This window comes from Paraburkholderia sp. EG286B (assembly GCF_040965655.1).
Taxonomy (GTDB): domain Bacteria; phylum Pseudomonadota; class Gammaproteobacteria; order Burkholderiales; family Burkholderiaceae; genus Paraburkholderia.
Map to the genome: position 1 here is coordinate 402,981 of NZ_JBFRCF010000003.1, position 22,409 is coordinate 425,389.

Sequence of the window (22,409 nt, forward strand, 5' to 3'; positions counted from 1 at the left end):
GCATCATGAACCGCCGCACTCTCGTACTAACGATGGCCCTCGGGCTGATGGGCTTGCACGGCCCCGCGCAGGCGGCCGACCCCGAGGTTGTGAAGATCGGCTTTGCCGGTCCGCTCACCGGCCCGGTGGCGCGTGTCGGCAAGGACTTGCAGTACGGCGCGCAGCTCGCGATCGACGAGGAGAACGCCAAACATCCCGTGATCGCGGGCAAGCCGGTGAAGTACGTGCTCGACGTGCAGGACGACCAGGCCGATCCGCACGTGGCCGTACAGGTGGCGCAAAAGCTCGTGGACGACGGCGTGGTCGGCGTGATCGGCCACTACAACTCGGGCTGCAGCATCCCCGCCTCGACGGTGTATCACAATGCGAACGTCGCGATGATCACGCCGGGCTCGACCAACCCGGCGCTGACCCAGCAGGGCTACGCGAACGTGTTTCGCACCATGGGCAACGACGGCATTGGCGGCGTGATCGCCGGCAAGTTCGCGGTGGAGCAGTTGAAGGCGAAGCGCATCGGCATCATCGACGACCGCACGGCCTTTGGCCAGGGGCTCGCCGACGCGTTCGAGAAAGGCGCGAAGGAGGCCAACGGCAATATCGTCGACCGCGAGTTCACCAATGACAAAGCCGTCGATTTTCGCGCCATTCTTACCTCGCTCAAGCAGAAGAACGTCGACGTGATTTTCTTTGGCGGCCTTGACGAACAGGGCGCGATGCTCGCCAAGCAGATGCGCACGCTCGGCATGCCGGCGCGCCTGTTCGGCGCGGGCGCATTGAAGAGCAATGCCTTCCTGCAGATCGCGGGCCCGGCGGGCGAGGGCACGCAGGACCTCGAACCGGGGCCGGCGCTCGACAAGCTGCCTTCGGCGCAGGCGTTCGCGAAGCGCTACAAGGCGCGCTTCAATCAGGATGTCGAACTGTATGCGCCGTTCGCCTATGATGCCGCGCTCGCGATGATCAAGGCGATTCGCGACGCCGATTCGCTCGACCGCGCAAAGATCGTCGCGAGCTTCCCGAAGGTGACGGTGGTGGGCGTGACGGGCAATATCGCGTTCGATCCGCACGGCGACCTCATCAAGCCGCCTTATACGCTCTTCGAGGTGCAGCAGGGCCAGTGGAAGAGCCTCAAGACGCTCGGGGGCAATGGCGTTTAAAGCGCGTGAGGGGCCTTTCAGCGCGCGACCAGCAGCTCGAATAGCGTGTGGAAATCGACCGGCTTCGTGAGATGCGAATCGATTCCGCTCATGCGCGAGCGCAGCCGGTCGGCGTGCTGGCCCCAACCCGTCAGCGCGATGATCTGCAGGCCGGCGTAGCGCGGGCTTTGACGGATCTGCCGCGCGATTTCGTAGCCGTCCATGCCGGGCATGCCGATGTCGAGCACGACCGCATGTGGCACCGACTGCGCCAGCGCACCGAGCGCTGCGGCGCCGTCATAGACCACGCGCACTTGCGCGCCTTCGCCCGAGAGCACCATGGCGAGCGAATCGGCGGCGTCGCGGTTGTCGTCGACCACGAGAATGCGCTTGCCCGCGAGCGGCTTCGCGGCGCGGGCCACGTTCGCCGGGGTCTCGCGCGCTTCGGCGGGCGTCTGCTGCGAGAGCGGCAGGCGTACGGTGAAGGTGCTGCCTTTGCCGGGCCCGGCGCTCGCCGCCTCGACCGTGCCGCCGTGCATGCGCACGAGATGGCGCACCATGGTGAGGCCGATGCCCAGGCCGCCCTGGTTGCGATCGGCGGGGCGGCTGACCTGGGTGAACATTTCGAACACCTGATCGATCTGCCCCGCCGACATGCCGATGCCCGTATCGCTCAGCGCGACCACGACCCACTCGCCTTCGCGCGTGGCGTCGAGCCGGATCTGGCCGCCCGTGTCGGTGTAGCGCGCCGCATTGTTGAGCATGTTCGCGAAGACCTGCGTGAGCCGCACGCGGTCGGCGTCGAGCACGAGCGGCGTGTCGGGCAGCGTGATGCTCAGTTCATGGTGCGCCTGATCGATGGCGGGGCGGCTCGTTTCGACGGCATTCTCGATGATTTCCGCGAGCGCCACCGGCGCCTTCACGAGGCCGATCTTGCCGCGCGTGATGCGCGACACTTCCATCAGGTCGTCGATCAGCCGCACCATGTGATGGACCTGGCGATCGAGCATGTCGAGAATCGGCGCGGAGTCCGCGGGAAACGCACTGTGCCTGATGAGGTGCAGCGCATTGGCAATCGGCGCGAGCGGATTGCGCAGCTCGTGCGCGAGCGTGGCGAGGAATTCGTCCTTGCGCCGGTCGGCTTCCTTGAGCGCGTCTTCGGCGTTCACGGCTTCGGTCACGTCGATCGAGACACACACGTGGCCGCGAAACTCGCCGTTCGCGGAAAACCACGGCGCGCAGCAGGTCTCGAACCAGTGCCAGCCCGCATCCTTGATTTTCACGCGCAGGCGGCTCTGGAACGCGCAATGGTCGAGCTGCGCGGCCTGTACGCGTGACAGAAAACCGGGCAGATCGCGCGGATGCACGATGGCGTGCCAGCCGGTTTCGAGCAGTTGTCCGGGCGTGAGGCCGATCGCCGTGAGATAGCGCTGGTTCAGATAGACGGTGTTGCCTTGCGTGTCGATTTGCCAGATCAGTGCGGGCGACGCTTCGGCTAGCGCGCGAAAGCGCGCCTCGCTCTCGCGCAGCGCTTCCTGGGCGCTGCGGCGGTCGTCGACGTCGATATTCATGCCCACCCACTTGCGCACCGTGCCGTCCGGATTCCAGATCGGCGCGGCGCGCACGTTGGTCCAGCGCCAGCCGCCCGTGGCGACGCGCAGGCGGTATTCCGCGTTCACCACACGTCGCGCCGCGATCGCGTCCTTCCATTGGCCCAGCGCGTAGGCGCGGTCGTCGGGATGAACGGCGTTGGCCCAGCCTTCGCCGAGCCACTCTTCACCGGGCTGGCCGGTATAGTCCGACCAGCCCGGCGAGACCGACTCGGCCTGACCCAGGGCATCGGCTTCCCAGACGGCCTGCGCGAAGCCTTCCACCAGTGCGCGAAAGCGCTCTTCGCTATCCACGCATTCGGTTTCCACGCGCTTGCGCTCTGTAATGTCCAGCGCGAATTCGGCGCACTTCGAGGCCATGCCCGTGCCCGAGATGCGCGTGGGCGCGAAAAGGCCCCACCAGCGCGTGCCGTCCTTGCGGATCAGCTGCCGTTCATAAGGCTGGGTGCGTCCGGAGGTGGCGAGGTCGGTGACCGCGCGCGTCGTGACGCCGAGAAATTCGAGCGGCACGAGCCGGTCCCAGTGCGCCGCGGCGCGCAAGTCCTCGCGGCTATAGCCGCTCATCTGTTCGAATGCGCCGTTGGCGTCGGCCATGCCGCCGTCGAGATCGAAGAACAGCACGCCCACGGTTTCGATGGAGATGGCGGCCTGCAGGCGCGCCTCGCTCTCGCGCAGCGCGTCTTCGACCTGCTTGCGGTGCCCGGCTTCGTCGCGGAGCTTCGTGTTGATGTCCTGCAGCGTGCGCGTGCGCTCGGCCACCTGCTGCGCGAGATTGCGGCCCGCGTCCTGGGCGTCGCTCAGCGCGCTCGTCAACTGGTGTGCGGCGCTCGCGCAGGAGGCGAGGCTTTGCAGCAACCGCGCGTCCTCGGCGTCGAAATGTCTTTCTTCGCCGTGCGTCACGGCCCAGACGGTCCCGACTGCCGTGCCGTTGACGCGCCAGGGCACGTGCAGCGCCTCGCGGATGGGCGGGGCGATCGAACGGTACGAAGCAAAGCAGCGTGCCGGGCGGTCGAACAGAAGCATGGTATTGCGCCCCTCGGTCACGCCGCTCGCGCAGTCGTCGCCGGGAAGCGTGCGGTCCACGTTGCCGGCCAGTTCGCCGGCCACCGCGTCCCAGCGGAACCGGGCCGTGGGTCCGTCGCGCTCGGGCACGCTCACGCCGGCCGACCCGGCGCGACAAAGCGCGAGGGCGAGCCGCGCAAGCATAGGCAATACACCTGAGGGATTGCTCGCCATTTCCTGCGTGAGCGCAGCAAGCGCACGGCTCTCGCCCTGGTAATCGGGCAGTCGGTTCGGGCGGTTCACCAGTGCTTCGGTGATCAGCGTTTCCTCGACCGTGAGCGCAGGTGCGCCGTTCTCTTGCATGCTGCCTCCGCTTTAGTCGTCCGCCGCGCCTGCATTCGCATCCTGGGTGCAAGGTGCGAACGCCGACGGCGCCCATTGTGTTCGGAGGTGCGCATCGCGTATTCCCGTAGATGAAAACCGCGAGAGGCCGGTGCATTTGTTGCGGCCCTTTGAACGCCGCATCGCGCGGGGTGAGCGCAAAGCAAGGTGGGCACTGCGTTTGCTTGAAACCGGCACAATGCGAAAGACGAGGAGGAAGCGAGCATGCCACGCGCGATATGGAAAGGTGCCATCACCTTTGGGCTCGTGTATGTGCCGGTCGAAGTGTTCCCGGCTACGCAGAGCGAGCGTACCGGCTTCAACCTGCTCGACCGGCGCACGCTGGACCCGGTCGGCTACCAGCAGATCAACAAGCGCACGGGCAAGCCAATCCAGCACGCCGACATCGTGCGCGGCTACGAATATGAAAAGGGCGCCTACGTGGTGATGTCCGAGGAGGAGATCAAGGCCGCGAGCCCCGAATCGACGCAGACGGTCGAGTTGCTCGCATTCGTAGAGGCGTCTCAAGTCTCCTTCCTCTACCTCGACACGCCGTACTGGCTCGCCCCCGACAAGCGCGCGGGCAAGACCTATGCGCTGTTGCGCGACGCGCTTGCGGCGAGCGGCAAGATCGGCATTGCGAGCGTCGTGCTGCACAGCCGGCAGCATTTGGCGGCCCTTGTGGCGGCGGGCCCCGCGCTTGCGCTGCAAACGCTGCGGTGGGCGACCGAGGTGCGCGAGTTCGACGCGGTGAAGCGCCTGCCCAAGGGTGCAAAAGCCACGGGTGTGAGCGCGCATGAATTGCAAATGGCGCGCAAGCTCATCGACGACATGAGTACGGACTGGGACCCCGAAACGTATCGCGACACCTACCACGACGCGATTCTCGAACTGGCCGGGCGCAAGGCGCGCGAAGGCAAGGCGCACGAACTCACGCACGTCGAGGCGCCTGCGGCCGGGCGGAGCGGCGCGGAGATCGTCGACCTTTCCGAACTGCTCAAGCGCAGTCTCGGCAAGCGCGGCGAGGGTGGCGCGAGTGCGCCTCCCGGGAAACCGGCGCCGAAGCGCGGACGGCGCGCGGCGTGATGAACGCGCGTGCGGCTCAGATCGCGCACTAACGAGGGGCGAACGATGAAGCACAAGCTCGAAGTCTACGAACAGAAGCGCCGCTTCGATGAAACGCCGGAGCCGCGCGGGAGGGCCGCTCGCGAAAGCGCGCGGCCACGAGACGGTGAAGGGGCGTTCGTGATCCAGCGTCACGACGCGCGGCGGCTGCACTACGACTTTCGCCTCGAACTGGACGGCACGCTCATATCGTGGGCCATTCCCAAGGGCCCGAGCCTCGACCCGACGGTGAAACGGCTCGCCGTGCATGTAGAGGATCATCCGCTCGAATATGGCTCGTTCGAAGGGCGCATTCCCGAAGGCAGCTATGGCGCGGGCACGGTGACGATCTGGGACCACGGCGTGTGGCGCCCCGAGGGCGGCCTGCGCGGCGCGCGCGAAGGCTATGCGCAAGGCAAACTCAAATTCACGCTGGAGGGCGAGCGGCTGCACGGCGGCTGGGCGCTCGTGCGCAGCCCCATGCACGACGGCAAACAGGAGAGCTGGCTGCTCATCAAGCAGCGCGACGACGAGGCCGTGCCCGAAGACGAATTTCACGTCGTCGAGGACGAACCCGCCGCGCCGAAAGTGTCGAAAGTGTCGAAACAACGCACCCGGTCGGGCAACGGGGCCGCAAAGCAGGGGGCATCGACCGCCCTGGAAGGCGCGGTGCGCGCGCCGCTGCCGGACACACTCGCCCCCGAACTCGCGACGCCCGCCGACGCCCTCCCGGGCGGCAACACCTGGCTCTACGAAATGAAATTCGACGGCTACCGTGTGCTGGCACGCATCGACCGGCACGCGCGCGGTAAGGGCGATGTGCGCATCTTCACGCGCACCGGCAACGACTGGACCGCGAAGTTCCCGCGCCAGGTGCAGGCGCTGCGCGCGCTGAAGGTCGAATCGGCGTGGCTGGACGGCGAGGCCGTGGTGCTCGACGCTGCCGGCGTGCCCAACTTCCAGTCGCTGCAGAATGCGTTCGACGCGGGCCGTGCCGGCGACATCACGTTCTGGCTCTTTGATCTGCCCTGGCTCGACGGCGTGGACTTGCGCGGTGTGGCGCTCGAGGCGCGGCGCGAAAAACTCTCGGCGCTGCTTGCCCGCAAGCCCGATGACGCGCTGCGTTTTTCGGAGGCCTTCGAGGGCGAGCCGCAGGCCCTGCTCGAAGCCGCGTGCGAGGCGAATCTCGAAGGGCTCGTCGCCAAGCGCCGCGACAGCCCTTACACGTCCACGCGCAGCGCCGCGTGGCTCAAGCTGCGCTGCTCACGGCGCCAGGAATTCGTGATCGGCGGCTTTACGGAGCCGAAGGGCAGCCGCGAGGGGTTCGGCGCGCTGTTGCTCGGTGTGCATGGCGACGATGGCGCGCTGCAATATGCCGGCAGGGTGGGAACGGGTTTCGACGCGGCGCGGCTCGAAGCGATTGCGGGCGAATTGCGTGCGCGCGAGCGCAAAACGTCGCCGTTCGAAGCGGTGCCGGCGGCCGAGCGTCGCGCGAGCGTGCACTGGGTGCATCCCGAACTCGTGGCGGAGGTGCGCTTCAAGACATGGACGAGCGCGGGCGTGGTGCGTCAGGCGTCGTTCGTCGGACTGCGCGCGGACAAGCCTGCGAAGGACATCGTGCGCGAAGCGCAATCGCCGCCCGTGCAAGCGGCGGCGAACCAGCGTGAAAAGAAGGCCGCAAAGCAGGCTTCGACGAGCGCGCCAAGTACGGCGAGCCGTACGCGCCGCGCCGCCCGCAACGAAGCCGAGGTCGCCGGCGTGCGCGTCACGCATCCCGAACGCGTGATCGACGCGCAAAGCGGACTGCGCAAGATCGATCTCGTTGAGTACTTCGAAGCGATTGCTGAACGGCTGCTGCCGCACGTGCAGGGGCGGCCCGTCGCGCTTGCGCGCGCCCCCAAGGGCGTGGGCGGCGAGCTGTTTTTCCAGAAACACGCCAACGCGCTGCAGATTCCGCATGCCACGCAGCACGCCGGCCTCGATCCGGGCCATGCGCCGCTGCTCACGCTCGATACCACCGAGGCGCTGGTCGGCGCAGCGCAGATGGACACGATCGAACTGCACACCTGGAATGCGCTCGCGGCTAGCATCGAAAAGCCCGACCGCATCGTCTTCGACCTGGACCCCGATCCCTCGCTCGCATGGGAGCGCATGCTCGAGGCCGCGCAGCTCACGCGCGAACTGCTCGACGCGCTGGGCCTGCGGGCATGGTGCAAAACGAGTGGCGGGCGGGGCCTGCACGTGGTGGTGCCGCTCACGCGCCATGCCGGCTGGGACGAGGCGAAGGACTTCGCGCGCGCGGTGGCGAGCCACATGGCGGCGACGCTGCCCGAGCGCTTCAGCGCGAAGATGGGGCCGCAAAACCGCAAGGGCCGCATTTTCGTCGACTATCTGCGCAACAACCGCGGCGCGAGCACGGCCGCGGCTTATGCGCCGCGGGCGCGGCCCGGTCTCGGCGTGTCGGTGCCGGTGGACTGGGAAGAGCTGCACGCGCTCACCAGCGGCGACCAGTGGAACGTCGCGAACGTGCGCGAGCGGCTCGACGCGCTGCGCGCCGATCCGTGGAGCGGCTACGAAAAGGCGCGCCAACGCATCACGGCCTCCATGTGGAAACAACTCGGCGGGAAGTGAAAGCATATCGTCAGATTGACGAAGGCCGATTTTCCGGACCCGATTGTCCTTTTTTTACCTGCAATTGTCCTGAGACAATTATTTTTCGCCCCGTTTCTGAGCGACCATGAACGCTTACCGAGGAGCGGATCGAGATGGCGTGGGCGACGATTTCGGGCGAGTGGCGTGACGCGGTCGGGGCCGCGCACGGCGCGGAGTCCAAATACAAACGGCTGGTCAAGGCGATTGCACAGGACATCGAGCGCGGCGCGCTCGTATCCGGCGTGCGCCTCGCGCCGCAGCGCGAGGTGGCCGCGGAACTGGGCGTGAGCGTGCAGACGGTCACCAATGCCTACAAGGAACTCGAAAGGCAGGGCCTGATTCGCTGCGAGGTGGGGCGCGGCAGCTTCGTCGCCGCGCGCGTGACCGAGTCGATGTCGAACTACATTCTCGACACGGCCGAGCGCGAGATCGTCGACTTTTCCATTGCGCGCATCGTCCACACGCCGCAGCACGACGCCGCGTGGCGCGACGTGTGCGCCACGCTCGCCACGCTCGACGATCAACCGTGGATCCGTTCGTTTCGCCCCATCGCGGGCTTCGAGCATCATCGCCAGGCGGGCGCGGCGTGGCTCGCCTCGCTCAACATGCCGGTGAAACCCGAGTCGCTCCTCATCACCAATGGCGCGGCGCACGGCATTTTCCTCGCGCTCGCCTCCACGGTCGGTCCCGGCGACACCGTGCTCTGCGAAAGCCTTACTGACCACGGCGTGATCGGCTCGGCAAACGTGCTGGGCTTCACGCTCAAGGGGCTCGAAATCGACGAATACGGCATCCGTCCCGAGCATTTCGAGGAGATGTGCGACAGCGAGCGCGTGAGCGCGCTCGTGTGCACGCCGACCTTCAACAATCCCACCATGGCCGTCCTGCCCGATTCGCGCCGCCGCGCGATTGCGCGCATTGCGGAGCGCTATGGCGTGTACGTCATCGAGGACGATGTGTATGGCGCGCTGCCCGCGAAAGCCAATACGCCGATCGCGAGCCTGATTCCCGAGCTGGCGTTCTATTGCACGAGCATGACCAAATCGGTGCTCACCGGCCTGCGCACGGGCTATCTCGCCATGCCGCGCCGCCTTGCGCTGCGCGTGGAAAGCGTGCTGCGCGTGAGCAGCTGGATGGCGACCTCGCCGATTGCGGAGATCGCCACGCGCTGGATCATGGACGGCACCGCGCGGCGCCTCGTGGAGCTGCAGCGCGAGCGGCTCGCGGCGCGCCAGGCGATGGTGCGCGCCGCGTTGGGCGACTATGTGCTCGGCGCGCATCCCAATGCGCTGTCTGCCTGGTTGCGCGTGCCCGATTACTGGCAGGCGGACCGCCTCGTGCGCGAATTGCGCAATCGCCAGATTGCCGTGACGTCGCCGGACCCATTTCTCGTGGGCGGCACACCGCGTCCCAATGCGGTGCGCATCAGCCTTGGCGCGGAAGCGTCGGACACCGCGTGCCGCAACGCGCTGCAGACCATGGCGGGTGTGTTCGAGCAGTATCCGCACGTGCACGATTTCAACTAGACGATGGCGACCGCCGGGCCGGGCGCGCGGATTGTACCAGGACATTAGAAAGCCCGTTTTGGCTCATTAGACTGGATTGCACAGATTCACTGCAAGGAACGTGCATTTCATGTCGTCGCTTTCGCATTCGTCACTCTCGCTTGCCGATGTCTACCGCGCGCGCCAGCGCCTCGAAGGCCGCGTAGCGCACACCCCGCTCGTGGCGTCTCCCACCTTGTCGGCGCGCGTGGGCGTGCCGGTCTACTTCAAGCTCGAAACCGTGCAACCCACGGGCAGCTTCAAGTTGCGCGGCGCGACCAACGCCGTGGCGCATCTCGCCGAGTCGGGCGTGAAGCGCGTCGTCACCGCATCCACCGGCAATCATGGCCGTGCGCTCGCGTATGCGGCCCACACGCTCGGCTTGGAGTCGGCCGTGTGCATGTCGTCGCTCGTGCCGCCCAACAAGGTCGAAGCCGTCGCCGCGCTGGGCGCGCGCGTGGTGATCGCGGGCAAGAGCCAGGACGAAGCGCAGATCGAAGCGCAGCGTCTCATGCGCGAAGAGGGCTATGCGTTCGTGCCGCCGTTCGACGACCTGCGCGTGATCGCCGGACAGGCCACCATCGGCCTCGAAATTCTCGAAGCGCTGCCCGACACCGCGACCCTCGTGGTGCCGCTGTCGGGCGGCGGACTCTTCAGCGGCGTGGCGTTTGCGGCCAAGCAGATCCGGCCGGACGTGCGCGCCATCGGCGTGTCGATGGCGCGCGGCGCGGCCATGCATGCGAGCCTCGCGGCGGGCCATCCCGTCGACGTTGAGGAAAGCGAAACATTGGCCGATTCGCTGGGCGGCGGCATCGGTCTCGACAATCGCCACACCTTTGCGCTGACCCGCGCGCTGGCCGACGAAGTCATCCTGCTCGGCGAGCCCTCGATCGGGCGCGGCGTGGCCCATGCGTACCGCGAAGAGCGTCTCGTGGTGGAAGGCGCGGGCGCGGTGGGCATGGCGGCGTTGCTCGACGGGCAGATCGAGCGCAGCCAAGGCCCGCTCGTGATCGTCGTGAGCGGCGCGAACATCGACATGACGGTGCACCGCCGTCTCGTGACGGAGGTTTGAAATGCATTCCGAATTGTCATCTGAGTTGCCACCTGAGTTGCCGCCGGTTGCGTTGCTGGGCGCCCAGCAACTGCGTGAGCTGGTTCCGCTCGACCTTGCGGCCATCGATCAGGTCGAATCCGCTTTCGTTTCACTCGCAACCGAAGCCGTCGTCATGCCGCCCATTCTGAACCTCGCGCTGCCCGAGCGGCATGGCGAGGTCGATGTGAAGACGGCGTATCTGCCGCGCTTCGAGCAGTTCGCCATCAAGATCAGCCCAGGCTTCTTCGACAATCCGTCGCTCGGCCTGCCGAGCCTGAACGGGTTGATGCTGGTGCTCTCTGCGCGCACAGGTCTTACCGAAGCCGTGCTGCTCGACAACGGGTATCTGACTGCCGTGCGCACCGCCGCGGCGGGCGCCGTGGCCGCGCGCTGGCTGGCGCGTCCCGACGCGCGCCATGCGGCGATCATCGGCGCGGGCGAGCAGGCGCGCCTGCAACTCGATGCGCTCATGCTGGTGCGCAAGATCGACAGGGTGAGCGTTTGGGCCCGCGATCCGGCGCGCGCTGCCGCTTTCGCCGCTGACGCCGAACGCCGCCATGGCTTACGTGCGCGCGTTGCCGCTTCGGTGCACGACGCGCTCGCGCAGGCCGACGTGGCCGTGACGACCACGCCCAGCCGCGCGCCGCTCGTTCACGCGGCGGACCTGCATGACGGCTTGCACCTCACGGCCATGGGCTCCGACGCCGAGTACAAGAACGAACTCGCGCCTTCGGTGTTCGAAGCGGCGCGCTATGTCTGCGACCGCTTGCAGCAAACGCGCGTGCTCGGCGAACTCAGGCACGCGATCGAAGCGCGCAAGGTTGCGCCCGATCGCGGCTTCGCGGAGCTGGGCGAAGTGATCGCGGGCCGCCGCGAGGGCCGCGTGCACGCCGACGACATCACGATCTGCGACCTCACCGGCACCGGGGCGCAGGACACCGCCATTGCCGTTCTCGCCTTGCAGCGCGCCCGCGCGGCCGGTGCGGGCACGGTGTTTCACAACGCAGTCACGCCTTGAGAGGGAAAGATGTCCGCAGCAACTGAAAAGAGTGAGGTGGCGCCGCGCCTCGTGTTCGCACGCAGCGAATACGACGCGCGCATTGCGAAGACGCGCCGCGCGATGCAGGACGAAGGCATCGATCTGCTGATCGTCACGGACCCGACCAACATGAACTGGCTGACCGGCTACGACGGCTGGTCGTTCTATGTCCATCAATGCGTGCTGCTGACCATGGACGGCGAACCCGTCTGGTTCGGCCGCGGCCAGGACGCGAACGGCGCGAAGCGCACGGCGTTCATGTCGCACGGCAATATCATCGGCTATCCTGATCATTACGTTCAGTCACCCGTGCGTCACCCGATGGACTACCTGAGCACGGAAGTCATCGCCGCGCGCGGCTGGGACACGTTGCGCATTGGCGTGGAGATGGACAACTACTACTTCAGTGCGGCGGCCTACGCGTCGCTCCAGCGTCACTTGCCCAAGGCGCGCTGGGTGGATGCCACCGCGCTCGTGAACTGGCAGCGCGCGGTGAAGTCGCCGCGCGAGATCGAGTACATGCGCGTTGCAGCGCGCATCGTCGAGAAGATGCACGCGCGCATTCTCGACGTGGTCGAGCCGGGCATGAGGAAGTGCGACCTCGTTGCGCAGATCTATGAGGCGGGCATTACCGGCGTGGAAGGCCACGGCGGCGACTATCCCGCCATCGTGCCGCTCCTGCCCACCGGCGCCGATGCCGCCGCGCCGCACCTCACGTGGGACGACTCGGCCTTCACGGCGAATGCGGGCACGTTCTTCGAGATCGCCGGCTGCTACCACCGCTATCACTGCCCGCAGTCGCGCACCGTCTATCTCGGCAAGCCGCCAAAGCACTTTCTCGATGCGGAGAAGGCCGTGGTGGAAGGCATCGAGGCCGGTCTCGCCGCCGCGAAGCCCGGCAACGTGTGCGAGGACATCGCCAATGCGTTCTTTGCGGTGCTGCGCAAATCGGGCATCGAGAAGAACAGCCGCTGCGGCTACCCCATCGGCGCGAGCTTTCCGCCGGACTGGGGCGAGCGCACCATGAGCCTGCGCCCGGGCGACCGCACGGTGCTCGAACCCGGCATGACGTTTCACTTCATGCCGGGCCTGTGGCTCGACGACTGGGGCCTCGAAATTACCGAAAGCATCCTGATTACCGAAACCGGCGTCGAGACGTTCTGCACCACGCCGCGCAAACTGTTCGTGAAGGAGTAGGGCCGATGCGTGCGTCACCGATTACGCCGACCGTCGATTACGACGCCAATGGCGTGCAACACGGCTTTTTGAGGCTGCCTTATTCGCGCGACGATTCCGCGTGGGGCGCGATCATGATTCCGCTCACCGTCGTCAAGCACGGCGAGGGGCCGACCGTGCTGCTCACGGGCGGCAATCACGGCGACGAATACGAAGGGCCGATCGCGCTCGCCAAGCTGGCGGGCGCGCTGCAGGCCGCGGACGTGAACGGCCGCGTGATCATCGTGCCGTACATGAACTATCCCGCGTTTCGTGCGGGCACGCGCACCTCGCCGATCGATGCGGGCAATCTGAACCGCAGCTTTCCGGGACGCCCCGACGGCAGCGTGACCGAAAAGATCGCCGATTACTTCCAGCGTGAGTTGCTCGCGCGTGCCGATTACGTGCTCGATATTCACGCGGGCGGGCGCACGCTCGACTTCGTGCCGTTCGCGGCGATCCATGTGCTGCCCGATGGCGATCAGCAGGCGCGCTGCGAGCGTGCGATGCGGGCATTCGGCGCGCCGTACTCGATGCGCATGCTGGAACTCGACAGCGTCGGCCTGTTCGACAGCGCCGTGGAGGAAGCGGGCAAGGTGTTCGTTTCGACCGAACTGGGCGGCGGCGGCACTTCCACCGCGCAGAGCGTGGCGATTGCGGATCGCGGCGTGCGCGGCTTTCTTGCGCACGCCGGCGTCATCGAGCGCAAGGCCGGCGAGCGCGGCGCCGGCCCGCGCACGACCACCTTGCTCGACATGCCCGATGGCACTTGCTACACCACGAGCGAGCATCGCGGCATGCTGGAGATGTGCCGCGATCTCGGCGATACCGTCGAGGCGGGCGAGTTGCTCGCGCGCGTGCACGACATCAATCGCACCGGCGCGCGCCCTGTGGAATATCGGGCGCAACGCGGAGGGCTGCTCGCGGCGCGCCATTTCCCAGGGCTCGTGCAGGCGGGCGACACCGTGGCCGTGGTGGCCGACGTCGTCGAACGCAACCTGCCCGTGGCGGCGTGAGCACGCCGTGATCAAGCTCGACCGTTACGACCTCGCCATCCTGCGCATCCTCGAACGCGATGGCCGCATCACGAAATCGAAGCTCGCCGAAGAGGTCAATCTTTCGATTTCGCCGGCCTGGGAGCGTGTGCGCAAGCTCGAGGAAAGCGGCGTGATACGTGGCTATCACGCCGAGGTGGACTGGGTAGGCGCGATGCGTGGCAGCCGTATCGTCGTGGAAGTGACGCTATCGCGCCATACCGCGCCCGACATGCGGCGCTTCGAAGAACGCGTGAGGGCGGCAGAAGAAGTCATGCAGTGCTATGCGACGGGCGGTGGAGTGGACTACGTGCTGCACGTGATGGCGCGCGACATCGACCACTACCAGCGCTTTATCGACGCGCTGCTGATGGAGGATCTCGGCATCGAGCGCTACTTCACCTACATCGTGACGAAGGTGGTGAAATGCGCGCCCAGCCACGCCCCTGCGTGGGCCCTGGAAAGCGCGTGAATTTTTCGCGCCCGCGCGCTGCGGTTCCAAAAAAAGCGCAAGTGCACGGGGCCGAAAACCAAAAAATTCGCGATGCCGCCGGCCCCAGAATGGATGGCATACCGACAGACCTGACTAGGAGTAGACGAGATGCTGCCAGGACACCCCATTCTGTTCAAATCGCTGTGCTACGTGGACGGCCGCTGGGTGCATAGCGACAGCGCGGCCACCGTGGCCGTGCACAACCCCGCGGACCAGTCGGTGATCGGCCACGTGCCCATGCTCGAGCGCGAGCAGATCACCGGCGCAGTCGACGCCGCACAGCGCGCCTTCGAATCGTGGCGCTGGGTCTCGCAAACGCAGCGCAGCGCGGCACTGCTGCGCTGGCACGAACGGATCGTGCGGCACCAGGAGGATCTGGCGGCACTGCTCTCGCTGGAGCAGGGCAAGCCGCTGGCCGAATCGCGCGGCGAAATCCGCTATGCGGCGAGCTTCGTCGAGTGGTACGCGCATGAGGCGAAACGCCTGGCAGGCCGTACGATTCCCACCCATATCGACGGTGCGCATCTGGGCACGGTGATGGAGCCGGTGGGCGTCGCGGCGCTCATCACGCCATGGAATTTTCCGGTGGCGATGATCACGCGCAAGGCCGCCGCCGCGCTCGCCGCGGGCTGCACGGTCGTCGTGAAACCCGCGCACGAAACGCCGTATTCGGCGCTCGCCCTGGCGCAACTCGCAGAGGAAGCCGGCTTCCCGGCGGGCGTCTACAACGTGGTGCTCGGCGAGCCGCAAATGGCGATGGAAACGCTCGTGAGCGACACGCGCGTGCGTGCCGTGAGCTTCACGGGCTCGACGCGCGTGGGCTCGCTCGTCACCCAGACGGCGGCGCGTGCAGGCATCAAGAAGGTCGCGCTGGAACTGGGCGGCAACGCGCCGTTCATCGTCACGGAAGACGCCGACCTCGAGCAGTCCGTCAGGATCGCCGTGGGCGCGAAATTCCAGACCTCGGGCCAGGACTGCTGCGCGGCGAACCGTATTTTCGTGGCGCGGCCGCTTTACGAAGGGTTCGTCGAGCGCTATGCGGCCGCGGTGCGCGCGCTCAAGACCGGCCCCGCGTTCGAGAAAGAGGTGGACGTGGGCCCGCTCATGCACCAGGCCGCGTTCGACAGCACGGCCGCGCGCGTGGCCGATGCACGCGAGAAGGGCGCGCGCATCGTGGCGGGCGGCCAGCCGCATGCGCTGGGCGGCTGGTACTACGAGCCCACCGTGATCGCCGATGCCGCGCCCGGCATGCGCGTGTACGACGAGGAAAACTTCGCGCCCATTTCGGCGGTCTGCGCGTTCGACACGCTCGACGAGGTGATCGCGAGGGCGAACGACACGGAATACGGCCTCGCGGCCTACGTGTGCGCGACGCGCATGGACACGATCTTCCAGCTGGTGCGGCGGCTCGACTTCGCGATGGTCTCGGTGAACGGCGTGAAGTTCACGGGCGCGCCCATTCCATTCGGCGGCATGAAGGCCTCGGGTCTTGGCCGCGAAGGCAGCGCGGAGGGCTTCGAGCCCTTCGTGGAAACCAAATATTTTTGTCTTGGCAATCTCGGCCTGCCGCTCGCGGCCATGGCCTGAACCGGAATCAGGAGGACTACATGACTCAACGCATCGACGCACTCTTCGAGCAGGACCGCGCGCACTTCATGCACCCGTCCACGCACGCCTACGACCACGAGAGCGGCGCGCTGCCGGGCAAGATCGTGCGCGGCGGCAAGGGCATCCGCATCGAGGACCACGAGGGCAAGCAGTATATCGACGCCTTCGCGGGCCTCTACTGCGTGAACATCGGCTATGGCCGCACCGAAGTCGCCGACGCCATGTACGAGCAGGCGAAGCAGCTCGCCTACTACCACACCTATGTAGGCCATTCGTCGGATGCGATCATCGAGCTGTCGTCGCGCATCATCGACTGGTCGCCTGCCGGCATGAAGAAGGTGTATTACGGCATGTCCGGTTCGGATGCGAACGAAACCCAGGTCAAGATCGTCTGGTACTACAACAACGTGCTGGGCCGCCCGAACAAGAAGAAGATCATCTCGCGCGACCGCGGCTATCACGGCTCGGGCATCGTCACGGGCAGCCTCACCGGCCTGCCGAGCTTCCATCAGCATTTCGATCTGCCGATCGACCGCGTGAAGCATACGGTCTGCCCGCACTGGTATCGCAAGGCACCCACGGGCATGAACGAGGCGCAGTTCGTCGCGTACTGCGTGGAAGAGCTCGAAAAGCTGATCGCACGCGAAGGCGCGGACACGGTCGCCGCATTCATCGCCGAGCCGGTGATGGGCACGGGCGGCATCATCGAGCCGCCCAAGGGCTACTGGCCGGCCATCCAGGCGGTGCTGCGCAAGCACGACATCCTGCTGATCTCCGACGAGGTGGTGTGCGGCTTCGGGCGTCTGGGCTCGAAGATGGGCGCGCAGCACTTCGGCATCGAGCCGGATCTCATCACCGTCGCGAAGGGCCTCACGAGCGCGTATGCGCCGCTTTCCGGCGTGATCGTGGGCGAGAAGGTCTGGGACGTGATCGCGCGCGGCTCGCAGGAGCACGGACCGATGGGGCACGGCTGGACCTATTCGGGACACCCGGTGTGTGCCGCCGCCGCGCTCGCCAATCTGGCGATCCTCGAGCGTGAAAAGCTCGTGGAGAACGCCGGGCAGGTCGGCTCGTACTTCGGCGCGAAGCTGCGCGAGGCATTCGGCGCGCATCCGCTCGTGGGCGAGGTGCGCAGCGTGGGCATGCTGGCGGCGCTGGAATTCATGGCCGACAAGGAAGCGCGCAAGCCGTTCGAACCGGCGCTGAAGATCGGGCCGAAGGTCTCGGCGGCGGCGCTGCAGCGCGGCGTGATCGCGCGCGCCATGCCGCATGGCGACATCCTGGGCTTCGCGCCGCCGCTCGTCATGACGCGCGCCGAGGCCGACGAGATCGTCGGAATCGTCAAGCAGGCCGTGGACGAGGTGGCCGAGCACAGTCTGGTAGCGGGGTAAGCTGCCAGGCGCGCGTCAACTGTTGACGGTTCAATGTCGCGAGCCGCCGTACGCCAGTACGGCGGCTTTTTTGTTTGTGCTGGGCTTGCGCAGGTGTTGCTTTTCGGTCGCTTGCGCTTGCGCAATGGGCCGTGAAACCGTTGCCTGACAAGGCTCAAAGGCCCGCGGTTCTAGTGCGCGGCATTTTGCCACCACATTGACGCACGCGCATGGTGTGACAATGCGTCGAAATCTTAAAAAATGTTAAAGAAGGAGTCGTTCGATGCTCTCACCCGTCGCAGGATCGGCTATCGTCGTGCGCCAAAGCAGCCGCGCTCCTCTCGCCGGAACGCCGCCAAGCGCACGCTGTTCCGGATGCGCCATGCGCCACCTTTGCATGCCGCAAGGTCTGCCGGCAGAAGACCTGCCGAAGCTCGAGGCGCTGATCTGCGGGGCGCGCAAGGTGCGCCGCGGCGAGGCGCTGTATCGCTCGGGCGACCGCTTCGACAGCCTCTACGCCGTGCGCTCCGGCTCGCTCAAGACGCTGATCGTCAACCGCGACGGCCGCGAGCAGATCACGGGGCTGCGTCTCGCGGGCGATGCGCTGGGGCTCGACGGCATCGCCACCGACGTGCACGCGTTCAGCGCCGTTGCGCTCGAAGACAGTTCGATTTGCACGCTTCCCTACGCCGCGCTCAAGGGCTTGTGCCGCGAAAGCGGCACGATGCAGGACCGGCTGCACCGGCTCATGGGCGACCAGTTCAACCAGGAGGCCTCGCAGATGATGGTGCTGGGCTCGCTCACCGCCGAAGAACGCGTGGCCGCCTTCCTGCTCGACGTGTCGTCGCGCAACTGGCAGCGCGGTTATTCGCAGGCGGAGTTCCGTCTGCGCATGTCGCGCGAGGACATGGGCAGCTACCTGGGCATCACGCTCGAAACCGTGAGCCGGATCTTGTCGCGCTTCCAGAAGCGCGGTCTGATTGATGCGCAGGGCAAGCTGATCCGCATCTGCGATATCGAAGGGCTGCAGACGGTCTAGGCGGGCCGCTGACGAGGCAGCCATCGGACCGTCCGATGACTGCCGCAGCCAGCCGCGCCTTGCGCGGCTTCCAACCTCTCCTTACTTCTCGTCGAGACCCAGCCCCGGCAGGCGATGCGTGCCTTCGAGCTGAACCGCGTGCAGCAGATGCGGATCGAGGTCGAGCGCGCTCAGGATCGTCGGTGCAACCTGGGTCGTGAAGACGTAGTGGTCGTCCGTACGGCCGGCGTGATGAATGCCGGGGAACGACACGACGAGACCCAGATGGCTGTCGTCGGGCGCGTTGCCGCCGTGCTCTTCATCCTTCGCCGTGCTCGACGTATAGATCACGCCCGGGTTCGGCTGCACGATGATGTCCGGCGTGCGGCCGTTCGACGGATTGCCGAACCAGTCGGCGAGGCGGTCACCCGTGAGGATGTACGCCTGCGGGCCGTCCGCGCAAATGCCCGGCGCGTTACAGCTCAGGTTCGCCTGCAGCGTCTTCACCACGGCGTCCTTCTGGCTCTGATCGCGCAGCCAGACCAGGCCCACGTCGTCGGTCTGCACCATGCCCGTGCCCGGGAGGCCCGAACCGTCGTTCAGGTTGCCCGTTTTCGTGTTGTTCTGACCGAAGTTGCCGGTCGAGTCCAGATAGTTGTTGGCCTCGAGCAGCTTCGTGAGCGTGTCGCCGTTCTTCACCAGCTTCGAGTGATCGGTCGGCGACTGGCCGTGCTTGGCCGTCACGATGATGAGCGTCGACGAGTACAGGTTGCGCTGCTTCAGTTCCTGCACCACGCGGCCGAGCGAGTTGTCCAGGTACGTGATGGCGGCCGCGACCTGCGGGCCCGGCGTGAAGTCGGCGTCGAGATAGCCGCCTTGTTTTGCCACCGGCGACTTCTGCGCGACGCTGAGCGTCTGGAAGTTCGTGCCGAACATCGTGGGCACCGGCGCGCTCGTCTTGCCCGTCGAGTCGAGGCCGTCGATCTCGTTGATCAACGCCTGCACGTGGATGTTGTCGAAGACTTCGGTATGCGTGTAGGTGTCGAGGTAATACGTGCCCGTCTTGGGGTCGATCGAGTTGATCTCGGTGCGCGCCAGATCGTCCACGCCCTTGCCCGAAGGACCGTTGACCCAGTCGTAGCCCCACGCATGCTTGTCCGCCCATGCGGTGCGCGCGCCGTGGATGTTCTGCTTGATGACTTCGAAGACCGTGTTCGTCTTGATGTAATTGTGCGGGTACACGGGCGTGCAAACGCCGTTGACCTTTGCGTAGGGAATGGCTTGCGGATTGAACGCGCCACCGCCGTCGAGGTGGGTCAGCGCGCCGCCGTTCTCGCCGTCGATGCCGGTCGTCTCGTCGAACACGACGTTCCAGCCTTGCGGGCCCTTGCAGTGCGAATCGAGCGGTGCGTAGAGCGTACGGTCATATGACACGTCATAAAAGAGGCCTGCGCTCTTCGGCGAGCCGCCCGTCACCAGCGCCGTGAGGCCCGGGAACGAGTCGGACAGATGCGGCGTATGGGCGTTCGTGTAGGTCACGCCCGACTTCGCGAGCAGCGCGAGGTTGGGGCAGGAATTGCTGCCGATGCAACGCGCCACGTCCTGTTCGTGCAGGCCGTCGAAACTGATGAGCAGGACGTGCTTCACATCCTTCATGTCGCCTGCGTAAGCCGTTGTGTGCACACCCGCAAGTGCCATGGCACCCGCGCCAACGACTGCGCCTAACCGCGACCACCGGTTCGTATTCTCCATCTTTCACCTCGTTTTTGGTTTGCATTGTGGGGAACTGCGAGGGACCTGCGCACAGCCCGAGCAATGTGGGGGTGGACGGCGAATTTCTCGTGACGCCATGCTTTCATCTCGCCGTCAGTTGTTATCAGTTGTTGCAACACGCGTTCGCAAACGCGTGAGGTGAGGGTTTTCGCGGGTGTAAACTCCTGCATTCGAGCGTATGCCGTTCACTGTGCAGCGCTCGTTTGCAACCCTCGTCAAGAGTGAGTTCCATTCAGTCCATTCCGGGCATCACATCATCGAATTCAAAGGGAACGTCATGGCAAAGGATGAAATCGTCTGGGGTATCCTGGGTACGTCGAAGATCAACGACAAGGTCGTCGTGCCCATGCACCACGCACCGAAGTGCCGCGTTAAAGCGATTGCTTCGCGTTCAGCGCAGAAGGCCCAGGCGGCCGCGGCGAAGTACGGACTCGCGCACGCGTACGACAGTTACGAGGCGCTGCTGGCCGACCCCGAAATCGATGCGATCTATATACCGTTGCCCAATCATCTTCACGTGGAGTGGACGATCAAGGCCGTCGAGGCCGGCAAGCATGTGCTATGCGAAAAACCGATCGGGCTCGATGCGCTGCAGGCGCAGCAATTGATCGCCGCGCGCGACAAGAGCGGTCGGTACATCCAGGAAGCCTTCATGGTGCGCACGCATCCGCAGTGGCTCAAGGTGCGCGCGTTGATCGAAGAGGGCGCCATAGGCGAATTGCGGGCGGTGACCGGCGGCTTTACCTACTACAACACCAATGCGCAGGACATTCGCAACCATAGCGAAATGGGCGGCGGCGGCCTGCTCGATATCGGCTGTTATCCCATCACGACGTCGCGCCTCATTCTCGGGCGTGAGCCGAAACGCGTGGTCGCGCTGATGGAGCGCGACCCGTCGTTCGACGTGGACCGGCTTGGCTCCGTGCTGATGGATTTCGACGGCGTGCAAGCGAGCTTCTTTTATTCCACCCAGATTCATCCTTACCAGCGCATGCAGTTTCACGGCACGACCGGGCGAGTCGAGGTCGAGATTCCATTCAACGCGCCGAACGACCGGCCGACGCGGCTGCTGTTGAGCCAGCAGGGACAAGCGGATCGCTGGCTGGAGTTGCCGGTATGCGACCAGTACGGCGTGGCAGCGGCGGTTTTTGCCGAGGCGATTTTGAACGGCACGCCCCAGGCGATTGCGCTGGAAGACGCCAGCGCAAACATGCGCGTGATCGACGCCGTGTTCCGTTCGGCCCGCTCGGGCGCGTGGGAAAGCATCGCTTGACGTCGACGCGCCGCGGGTGGGTTCAGTGGTTTTTGGCTTGACCCGCGCCCGCCTTGCGGCTCTTTACATGGTCGATGAACGCGCGCAGCTTGGGCATGATCTGGCGGCGGCTCGGATAGCAGAGAAACACGCCCGGCAGCATCGGTGCGTAGGCGTCGAGCACACGCACGAGTTTGCCCGCTTTCACCGCTTCGGCGACCATCGGCTCGGGTAGCTGGGCGAGGCCTATGCCTTCCAGCGCCGCCCCCATCATGGTCGGGAAATCACTGGCGATCAGCGGTCCGGAGACGGCGATCTCCATGGCGTGTCCGTGGTCGTCGAATGACCATGAGGCCAGCGCGCCGTTGGAGCGCCGCCAGCGCAAGCAGGCGTGCTCGCGCAGATCGTCCGTGTGGAGGGGCCGTTTGTTGGCGGAAAGATAGGCAGGACTACCGACGACGACGAGACGAAACGGCGGTGTCAACGGCACCGCCACCATGTCGGCGGCCACGAGCTGACCGAGCCGGATGCCGGCGTCGAAGCCTTCCGCCGCGAGATCGACCACCTCCTTGCTCACGGCGATTTCCACCTCCACTTCGGGATACGCCTGGCAGAACGAAGCGAGCAGCGGCTCCAGCAGCAACGGCACGACCGCGCGCGGCACGGATAGCCGCAACAAGCCCGTAGGGCGCTGGCCGAGGTCGCGCGCGACTTCGCTCGCGGCGACCAGTTCCTCGAAGGCGGGCTTGGCGCGCGAGAGAAACCGTTCGCCGGCTTCGGTCAGGCCGACGCTGCGCGTGGTGCGCACGAAAAGCGCCGCGCCGATGCGTTCTTCGAGCACACGCACCGCCTGGCTGATGGCCGAAGGCGTCACCCCGAGGTCCGCTGCCGCCTTGCGAAAACTGCGGTGCCTGGCAACGCTCAGGAACGCTTCGACGCCATCGAGCGCGCCTTGCCTGACTGTGAAGTTCTGCTTCATAGCGCATCAACATTGTGATGAATAGTCGCTCGCGGGAAACGATGGTACACCTAACGTGCCAGCCGATGACGCACGCAAAGCCCGTCGCGCGCAGGCAGGATCCACCGCG

At 66.1% G+C, this 22,409-nt stretch carries 16 protein-coding genes; 13 read left to right on the forward strand and 3 right to left on the reverse strand.

The features are described from left to right. The first annotated feature begins 5 nt into the window (after nt 1-5). On the forward strand, nt 6-1,154 hold the full coding sequence (locus AB4Y42_RS07980) for a branched-chain amino acid ABC transporter substrate-binding protein (protein WP_368693859.1): 1,149 nt from the start codon (nt 6-8) through the stop codon (nt 1,152-1,154). Between the two features lie 17 nt (nt 1,155-1,171). Here AB4Y42_RS07980 and AB4Y42_RS07985 read toward each other — a convergent pair whose 3' ends face one another. Further along, nucleotides 1,172-4,108 (reverse strand): PAS domain S-box protein, encoded by a 2,937-nt coding sequence (locus AB4Y42_RS07985; protein ID WP_368693860.1) that lies wholly within the window; start codon nt 4,106-4,108, stop codon nt 1,172-1,174. Nucleotides 4,109-4,351: 243 nt separating this feature from the next. Between AB4Y42_RS07985 and AB4Y42_RS07990 the strand changes: the two genes are divergently transcribed. The 11 genes from AB4Y42_RS07990 to AB4Y42_RS08040 all read left to right on the forward strand — a co-directional run bounded on the left by AB4Y42_RS07990 (nt 4,352) and on the right by AB4Y42_RS08040 (nt 18,317). Then, entirely contained in the window at nt 4,352-5,212 is an 861-nt protein-coding gene (locus AB4Y42_RS07990) for a Ku protein (protein ID WP_368693861.1), read from the forward strand. Between the two features lie 45 nt (nt 5,213-5,257). Next, entirely contained in the window at nt 5,258-7,861 is a 2,604-nt protein-coding gene (gene ligD, locus AB4Y42_RS07995) for a DNA ligase D (protein ID WP_368693862.1), read from the forward strand. Nucleotides 7,862-7,995: 134 nt separating this feature from the next. Further along, a complete protein-coding gene (locus AB4Y42_RS08000) occupies nt 7,996-9,408 on the forward strand; it encodes a PLP-dependent aminotransferase family protein (protein WP_368691386.1) in 1,413 nt (470 codons plus the stop codon). 109 nt (nt 9,409-9,517) lie between these two features. Further along, nucleotides 9,518-10,498, forward strand: a complete 981-nt coding sequence (gene eutB / locus AB4Y42_RS08005; RefSeq protein WP_368693863.1) for a hydroxyectoine utilization dehydratase EutB — start codon at nt 9,518-9,520, stop codon at nt 10,496-10,498. 1 nt (nt 10,499) lies between these two features. Further along, nucleotides 10,500-11,537: a cyclodeaminase gene (locus AB4Y42_RS08010; RefSeq protein ID WP_368693864.1), complete on the forward strand. Its 1,038-nt coding sequence runs from the start codon at nt 10,500-10,502 to the stop codon at nt 11,535-11,537. Nucleotides 11,538-11,546: 9 nt separating this feature from the next. After that, the gene (gene doeA, locus AB4Y42_RS08015; protein WP_028203796.1) at nt 11,547-12,755 is read left to right on the forward strand and encodes an ectoine hydrolase DoeA; all 1,209 of its coding nucleotides are present in this window, start codon (nt 11,547-11,549) and stop codon (nt 12,753-12,755) included. Nucleotides 12,756-12,760: 5 nt separating this feature from the next. Beyond that, nucleotides 12,761-13,789 (forward strand): N(2)-acetyl-L-2,4-diaminobutanoate deacetylase DoeB, encoded by a 1,029-nt coding sequence (gene doeB, locus AB4Y42_RS08020; RefSeq protein ID WP_368693865.1) that lies wholly within the window; start codon nt 12,761-12,763, stop codon nt 13,787-13,789. Nucleotides 13,790-13,796: 7 nt separating this feature from the next. Beyond that, nucleotides 13,797-14,279, forward strand: coding sequence for an Lrp/AsnC family transcriptional regulator (locus AB4Y42_RS08025; protein WP_368693866.1), 483 nt, complete (start codon nt 13,797-13,799; stop codon nt 14,277-14,279). Nucleotides 14,280-14,408: 129 nt separating this feature from the next. Continuing rightward, nucleotides 14,409-15,887, forward strand: a complete 1,479-nt coding sequence (locus AB4Y42_RS08030) for an NAD-dependent succinate-semialdehyde dehydrogenase (protein WP_368693867.1) — start codon at nt 14,409-14,411, stop codon at nt 15,885-15,887. A gap of 20 nt (nt 15,888-15,907) precedes the next feature. Beyond that, nucleotides 15,908-17,299, forward strand: a complete 1,392-nt coding sequence (locus tag AB4Y42_RS08035; protein WP_368691380.1) for an aspartate aminotransferase family protein — start codon at nt 15,908-15,910, stop codon at nt 17,297-17,299. A 361-nt stretch (nt 17,300-17,660) separates the two neighbouring features. Then, nucleotides 17,661-18,317 (forward strand): helix-turn-helix domain-containing protein, encoded by a 657-nt coding sequence (locus AB4Y42_RS08040; RefSeq protein ID WP_028203801.1) that lies wholly within the window; start codon nt 17,661-17,663, stop codon nt 18,315-18,317. A gap of 81 nt (nt 18,318-18,398) precedes the next feature. Here AB4Y42_RS08040 and AB4Y42_RS08045 read toward each other — a convergent pair whose 3' ends face one another. Next, the gene (locus AB4Y42_RS08045; RefSeq protein WP_368693868.1) at nt 18,399-20,048 is read right to left on the reverse strand and encodes an alkaline phosphatase family protein; all 1,650 of its coding nucleotides are present in this window, start codon (nt 20,046-20,048) and stop codon (nt 18,399-18,401) included. Nucleotides 20,049-20,346: 298 nt separating this feature from the next. On the opposite strand from AB4Y42_RS08045, the gene AB4Y42_RS08050 reads away from it, so the two are divergent. After that, on the forward strand, nt 20,347-21,342 hold the full coding sequence (locus tag AB4Y42_RS08050) for a Gfo/Idh/MocA family protein (RefSeq protein WP_368693869.1): 996 nt from the start codon (nt 20,347-20,349) through the stop codon (nt 21,340-21,342). 22 nt (nt 21,343-21,364) lie between these two features. Here AB4Y42_RS08050 and AB4Y42_RS08055 read toward each other — a convergent pair whose 3' ends face one another. Continuing rightward, nucleotides 21,365-22,300, reverse strand: coding sequence for a LysR family transcriptional regulator (locus AB4Y42_RS08055; protein ID WP_368691376.1), 936 nt, complete (start codon nt 22,298-22,300; stop codon nt 21,365-21,367). Nucleotides 22,301-22,409: the final 109 nt, after the last annotated feature.

Bases quoted from the DNA above. Each gene is read 5' to 3' on its own strand.
- AB4Y42_RS08030 (WP_368693867.1), top strand. From the start codon at position 14,409: ATGCTGCCAGGACACCCCATTCTGTTCAAATCGCTGTGCTACGTGGAC.
- AB4Y42_RS08035 (WP_368691380.1), top strand. From the start codon at position 15,908: ATGACTCAACGCATCGACGCACTCTTCGAGCAGGACCGCGCGCACTTC.
- AB4Y42_RS08050 (WP_368693869.1), top strand. From the start codon at position 20,347: ATGGCAAAGGATGAAATCGTCTGGGGTATCCTGGGTACGTCGAAGATC.
- doeB (WP_368693865.1), top strand. From the start codon at position 12,761: ATGCGTGCGTCACCGATTACGCCGACCGTCGATTACGACGCCAATGGC.
- AB4Y42_RS07980 (WP_368693859.1), top strand. From the start codon at position 6: ATGAACCGCCGCACTCTCGTACTAACGATGGCCCTCGGGCTGATGGGC.
- AB4Y42_RS08010 (WP_368693864.1), top strand. From the start codon at position 10,500: ATGCATTCCGAATTGTCATCTGAGTTGCCACCTGAGTTGCCGCCGGTT.
- AB4Y42_RS08040 (WP_028203801.1), top strand. From the start codon at position 17,661: ATGCGCCACCTTTGCATGCCGCAAGGTCTGCCGGCAGAAGACCTGCCG.
- eutB (WP_368693863.1), top strand. From the start codon at position 9,518: ATGTCGTCGCTTTCGCATTCGTCACTCTCGCTTGCCGATGTCTACCGC.
- AB4Y42_RS08045 (WP_368693868.1), bottom strand. From the start codon at position 20,048: ATGGAGAATACGAACCGGTGGTCGCGGTTAGGCGCAGTCGTTGGCGCG.
- ligD (WP_368693862.1), top strand. From the start codon at position 5,258: ATGAAGCACAAGCTCGAAGTCTACGAACAGAAGCGCCGCTTCGATGAA.
- AB4Y42_RS08055 (WP_368691376.1), bottom strand. From the start codon at position 22,300: ATGAAGCAGAACTTCACAGTCAGGCAAGGCGCGCTCGATGGCGTCGAA.
- AB4Y42_RS08000 (WP_368691386.1), top strand. From the start codon at position 7,996: ATGGCGTGGGCGACGATTTCGGGCGAGTGGCGTGACGCGGTCGGGGCC.
- doeA (WP_028203796.1), top strand. From the start codon at position 11,547: ATGTCCGCAGCAACTGAAAAGAGTGAGGTGGCGCCGCGCCTCGTGTTC.
- AB4Y42_RS07990 (WP_368693861.1), top strand. From the start codon at position 4,352: ATGCCACGCGCGATATGGAAAGGTGCCATCACCTTTGGGCTCGTGTAT.
- AB4Y42_RS07985 (WP_368693860.1), bottom strand. From the start codon at position 4,108: ATGCAAGAGAACGGCGCACCTGCGCTCACGGTCGAGGAAACGCTGATC.